Origin of the sequence: Ferruginibacter sp. (genome assembly GCF_031430955.1) — a bacterium.
In the GTDB taxonomy this organism is placed as follows: domain Bacteria; phylum Bacteroidota; class Bacteroidia; order Chitinophagales; family Chitinophagaceae; genus Ferruginibacter.
The window spans coordinates 1-4,758 of sequence record NZ_JANPCM010000728.1 but is presented as its reverse complement, the minus strand read 5'-3'; the positions used below and the strand labels follow the sequence as shown (position 1 = coordinate 4,758).

At 35.7% G+C, this 4,758-nt stretch carries 7 protein-coding genes and 1 pseudogene; 7 read left to right on the top strand and 1 reads right to left on the bottom strand.

Going from position 1 to position 4,758, the window contains the following annotated elements; translation table 11 throughout:
* Window positions 1-223 precede the first annotated feature (223 nt).
* From ACY65O_RS20880 to ACY65O_RS20870, 3 genes are all read left to right on the top strand, one after another.
* The gene (locus ACY65O_RS20880; RefSeq protein WP_462222797.1) at window positions 224-460 is read left to right on the top strand and encodes a hypothetical protein; all 237 of its coding nucleotides are present in this window, start codon (window positions 224-226) and stop codon (window positions 458-460) included.
* Complete coding sequence (locus ACY65O_RS20875; protein WP_462222796.1) at window positions 450-737, top strand: type II toxin-antitoxin system RelE/ParE family toxin; 288 nt, start codon at window positions 450-452, stop codon at window positions 735-737. Before ACY65O_RS20880 ends, ACY65O_RS20875 begins: the two co-directional genes overlap by 11 nt.
* A gap of 84 nt (window positions 738-821) precedes the next feature.
* Window positions 822-1,727 carry a prohibitin family protein gene (locus ACY65O_RS20870; RefSeq protein ID WP_462222795.1) on the top strand — a complete coding sequence of 302 codons (906 nt, stop codon included), beginning with the start codon at window positions 822-824 and terminating at the stop codon, window positions 1,725-1,727.
* 10 nt (window positions 1,728-1,737) lie between these two features.
* Here the strand turns inward: ACY65O_RS20870 and ACY65O_RS20865 are convergent, their stop codons facing one another.
* Window positions 1,738-2,394, bottom strand: coding sequence for a DUF2306 domain-containing protein (locus tag ACY65O_RS20865; RefSeq protein WP_462222794.1), 657 nt, complete (start codon window positions 2,392-2,394; stop codon window positions 1,738-1,740).
* Between the two features lie 32 nt (window positions 2,395-2,426).
* On the opposite strand from ACY65O_RS20865, the gene ACY65O_RS20860 reads away from it, so the two are divergent.
* The 4 genes and pseudogenes from ACY65O_RS20860 to ACY65O_RS20845 form a co-directional block, all read left to right on the top strand.
* Window positions 2,427-3,164, top strand: a complete 738-nt coding sequence (locus ACY65O_RS20860) for a YARHG domain-containing protein (protein WP_462222793.1) — start codon at window positions 2,427-2,429, stop codon at window positions 3,162-3,164.
* 9 nt (window positions 3,165-3,173) lie between these two features.
* Window positions 3,174-3,599 (top strand): putative signal transducing protein, encoded by a 426-nt coding sequence (locus ACY65O_RS20855; RefSeq protein WP_462222792.1) that lies wholly within the window; start codon window positions 3,174-3,176, stop codon window positions 3,597-3,599.
* Between the two features lie 37 nt (window positions 3,600-3,636).
* A complete protein-coding gene (gene kdsB / locus ACY65O_RS20850) occupies window positions 3,637-4,353 on the top strand; it encodes a 3-deoxy-manno-octulosonate cytidylyltransferase (RefSeq protein ID WP_462222791.1) in 717 nt (238 codons plus the stop codon).
* Window positions 4,354-4,528: 175 nt separating this feature from the next.
* Window positions 4,529-4,758: pseudogene (locus ACY65O_RS20845) on the top strand (alcohol dehydrogenase); the annotation flags it as partial.

Here is a 4,758-nt window from a genome sequence, read left to right as displayed (position 1 = left end):
ATCGTAATCCCGATAAGAATCGGGAGTGGGTAGAAAAATAACGGCGTTTGTATTTTCGTTCATTAGGAACGTTTGGTGCAAACGGAAAAGCACCTTGCGTTCCTACGGAACAACGTTCACTCCGCAATTGCCAGATTTTACAAATTGCTATTAATATTCAAGTTAAATACATACACATTTATTTTTTCAACCTTACCATAAAAAACAATTTGTATATTTATGTATGCTTTTACAATTAGAAAATACAGACAAAGATAACATAGATAAGCTGTTAGCTTTTGCAAAGCAAAATCATCTGCAGCTCTCTATAATTGATGATGTAGAAAACAATATTCATTTGCCCGGAAAACCACTTTCTCCGGAAGAGCTAACAAAATTGATAGAAAAAAGCAGAGCAAGCGGAATGATTACAATGGAAAATGCTCATCAAATAATAAGAGATAAGTATAATGCAGGTTAACTACACAAAAGAAGCATTCGCTTCTTTAATTAGTCTTGTAAATTTTATTGAAGGTAAGAACACAGAAAATGCTGGTTTACGGTGGCTTAACAGATATGAGTACTTTTTACAAAAGACCCTTTTTAATCCTGCACAAATAAAGCTTTGCCATAATCTTACTTTTAATAAACTAAACCTTCGTTGTATTTATTTTAATGATTGGGTAATCGCCTTTTCAATTCATAATGATTTTGTTTTGGTAGAAGCATTGTTGCATAAATCAAGAATCAGCGATTAAAATGTTTTCAATAATAGCTTGTGTAAAAACATTCCTGCTATTCTAAATTCTTCTTCCGAACTTACAACCCTAAACTAACCAACCATGGCTTTAATCATTTTAGGCATTATCATTTTAATTCTTTCTGCCGTGCTTTTAAAAAGCAATGCAGCTTTACAAAAATTTATCCCGGTAGGCCGTATTGTTGGTGTTGTTTTTATAGCACTCGGTATTATTACCAGTTGTGTAAAACAAATTGATGGCGGCGAAATTGGTGTAAAGGTGTTGTTTGGCAGTATTCAAAACGATGTTTTAGGAAGCGGTTTACATTTTATTAATCCCCTGCTGGATGTAAAAAGGTTAGATGTAAAAACACAGAATTATACCATGAGTGGTGTAAACGACGAAGGCCATAAAGCAGGCGATGATGCCATTAGGGTTTTAACCAGCGATGGGCTTGAAGTAACGATTGACCTTACCGTTTTATACAGGATAGTTGCTGCCGATGCGCCAAAATTATTAAGAGAAACCGGCGATGATTACAGGGATAAAATTGTACGCCCCATTACCCGTACAAAAATACGTGACAATGCCGTGTATTACCAGGCGGTAGATTTGTTTGGCAACAAAAGAGATGAATTTCAGCAACGCATTTACAAAAGTATTGAAGACGATTTTAAAAAACGTGGCTTAATGCTGGAGCAATTGTTGGTAAGAAATATCACCTTACCCAATTCGGTAAAAGCCTCTATCGAATCTAAAATAAATGCGGAGCAGGATGCTAAAAAAATGGAGTTTGTTTTATTAAAAGAAAAACAGGAAGCTGAACGTAAAAGAGTGGAAGCACAGGGTATTGCCGATTATCAGCGCATCATCAATACCGGCCTTACCGATCAGCAATTGCAGTACGAACAAATTAAAGCCATGAAGGAACTGGCGCTTAGTGCCAATGCAAAAGTTATTGTAATGGGCAAGGGAAATACACCTTTAATAATTGATGGTAAACAATAAACTGTTTTCATTAAGCCGCAGTAAACAATTGTTTTTTTCTGTTGAAGTATTTATAAATTATCCATTCGGCGATAATTAAATTCAGCGTCCAGCCCAGCCATGCAATAATGCGGTAGCGGTCCATTGGTTGTATATCGGTAAAATTTACCAGCAGCACCTTCCAGCAGCGCAGCGTTATGGCCGAAAGCGTTAAAGCAAAACTGCGTATCATAAAAATGCGGTGTGCCTTAAAATCTTTTTTTATGGCTTTGTATAATGCCATTGCAGTAAAACCCATCCACAAAACAGAAAGCAATACAAACGCTGTTTGAGAACTTACGCCACCATTGGCATAAAAACTCATTAACAAACCCGAAGGGCCGGTTACCATTAAAATATTAATTACATAAACATAACCTACCGTTCGGTGCAGCTTTGGTTGCTGCTTTAAAAACTTTTTACTAAACTGTGTAAACCCTGCAATAAGCACCAGCATACTGGTAAATACATGTGTAAAAAAAGCCACACGCCATTCGGTAATATGTATATACTCCTGCTTTAATTGTAAAAAACCGGCATCGTTTTTTACCGGTATGTAAATAAAAATTATCCGCAGCATTAAAAAAGAAAAAAATGCCAGCAGTATAAGTGCTGTAATACCAAATATGTTTTTGCAGGTTAGCAACAAAATGTTATTTTACAGTAATTAAATGTTTTGTTATGAAAAATATTTTTTCTCTTCTTTGCATTCCTGTTGTTTTTATTTCCTGTAATTCTAACAATAAAAATACAGAACAAACAAATAATAAAGTTGTTAAAGAAACAACGGTTGCGTCAATTATCAATTCGCCGCTGCTGGGTTCTTTTGTTGGGCCGTTTGGCGATAATAAGATTACACTTTTAATTACAAAAGTTTTAGGCGACAGTGTAGAAGGCAGGAGTGTGGTTGGTGGAAACGACCGCCCCTTCAGCGGTTTGGCTAAAAACACCAATGGTATTTATTCAATTGTTGCTAAAGAGCCCGGCGATGATAAATACGACGGTATGTTTACTATTTCTTTTGAAGAAAAAAATCCCAATGCAATTACCGGTAACTGGAAGCCTTATAAAGAAGACAGCCATGGTGGCGCAAAAGATTTTTCTCTTACCAGAAATATTTTTAAATATTTGGTTGATGTGGGGCAGTATCCGCAGGCATCTAAACGTTTATTAAAAGAAGAGGATGTAAATAATTTAATGAAGGAAGATTTGCAGGTAATGCGTAACGAAATTTTTGCCCGCCACGGTTATTGTTTTAAAAAGAAAGATTTAAGGGAACAGTTTGAAGATAAAGACTGGTACATACCCAACACGGTTGATGTAAAAAATGATTTAACGAGTATTGAAAAAACAAATATTGCCCTTATAAAAAAGTTTGAAAAATACGCCGAAGAGTATGGTGATGATTTTGGAAGATAAAACAACCCTATGAATATAATAACGCTCCGCAGTTTTGATAATTATTTTTTAGCCAGCATTACCCTAACAAAATTGCAGGGTGCCGGTGTGAACTGTTATTTAAAAGATGAGAATACCGTTACCATCGATCCAATATTATCAAATGCAATTGGCGGAATAAAAATTGTGGTAAAGGAGGAAGATGCTGCAGAAGCAAAAAAAATATTACAGCAGTTTGATGAAGAATATTTGCAATCGGTTAAATGTCCGCAATGCGGCGCTGCACAAATTACATTAATATCAAAACCAGGTGCTTCAAATTTTATTACTGCCATTTTCACCTGGTTATTTTCAAGCTATGCGATAGCTCCGGAAAATGTGTATCAATGCGGTAAATGCGGTTACGAAAGTAAAACCATGCCCATCACCATTAACGAAGATGATTTACATGAATAAAATTTTACAAAAACTTTTTTTATTGTTTATTTGAAAGATGAAAAAAATTGCCATGATACCGGCACGTTATGCTGCCACACGTTTTCCTGCAAAGCTGATGCAGTTGCTGAAAGATAAAACTGTTATCCGCCACACGTATGATAATACTGTTGCCACCAATTTATTTGATGAAGTAATGGTGGTAACCGACAGCGAAATTATTTTTAACGAAATAACACAGCATGGCGGCAAAGCTGTTATGAGCATTAAGCAACATGAAAGCGGCAGCGACAGAATTGCCGAGGCTATTGTAAATATGCATGTAGATATTGTGGTGAATGTACAGGGCGACGAACCCTTTGTACAAAAACAACCGCTGGAAAAATTATTAAACGTTTTTGATGATGAAACTGTTCAGGTGGCATCGCTGATGCAGGTTTTATACGATGAAAAATTTATTAACGATCCCAATTATGTAAAAGTCGCCGTTGATAAAAATATGATTTCTTTATTCTTCAGCCGCAGCGTTATACCATATTTAAGAGATAAAAATATTGCAGTTACTTATTACGAACATATCGGTGTGTATGCTTTTCGCAAGCAGGCGCTTTTAAATTTTACCAACTGGCCCATTACACCGTTAGAGGCTGCCGAAAAAATTGAATGTCTCCGTTATTTAGAAAATGGTGTGCCTCTTAAAATGGTGGTTACACAATATATGGGTGTGGAAATTGATACACCTGAAGATTTGAAAAGGGCAGCAGCACTTTTATAATTAACCCGTAGATTTCGCAAACTTTGCGGAAAATAATTTTTTTTACCTCTGCCATTATCAAAAGTATGCCGTTATTTTTCTGTGCTTCTGTGGCTCTGTGGCAAACTAATATTTGCCGAAGGCAAAACATTTCTGGCAAATAAATTGGTGTATTTTTGTTCCTCAAAATAATTCTATGTCATTCAGAAATTTTAAAATGGTAGGCTATGTAATTTATGGCCGTGGCAGTTTTAACCAGTTAGACGAAATTATTGCACCACACCGTAAACCAAATGCACCAATGGTTTTTTTGGTTGATCATTTTTTTGAAGGAAAAGATTTAGCAGCAAGAGTTCCGCTTAAGGGCAATGATAAAATTATTTATGTTGATGTTACCTACGAACCTAAAACCACTTATGTAGATAC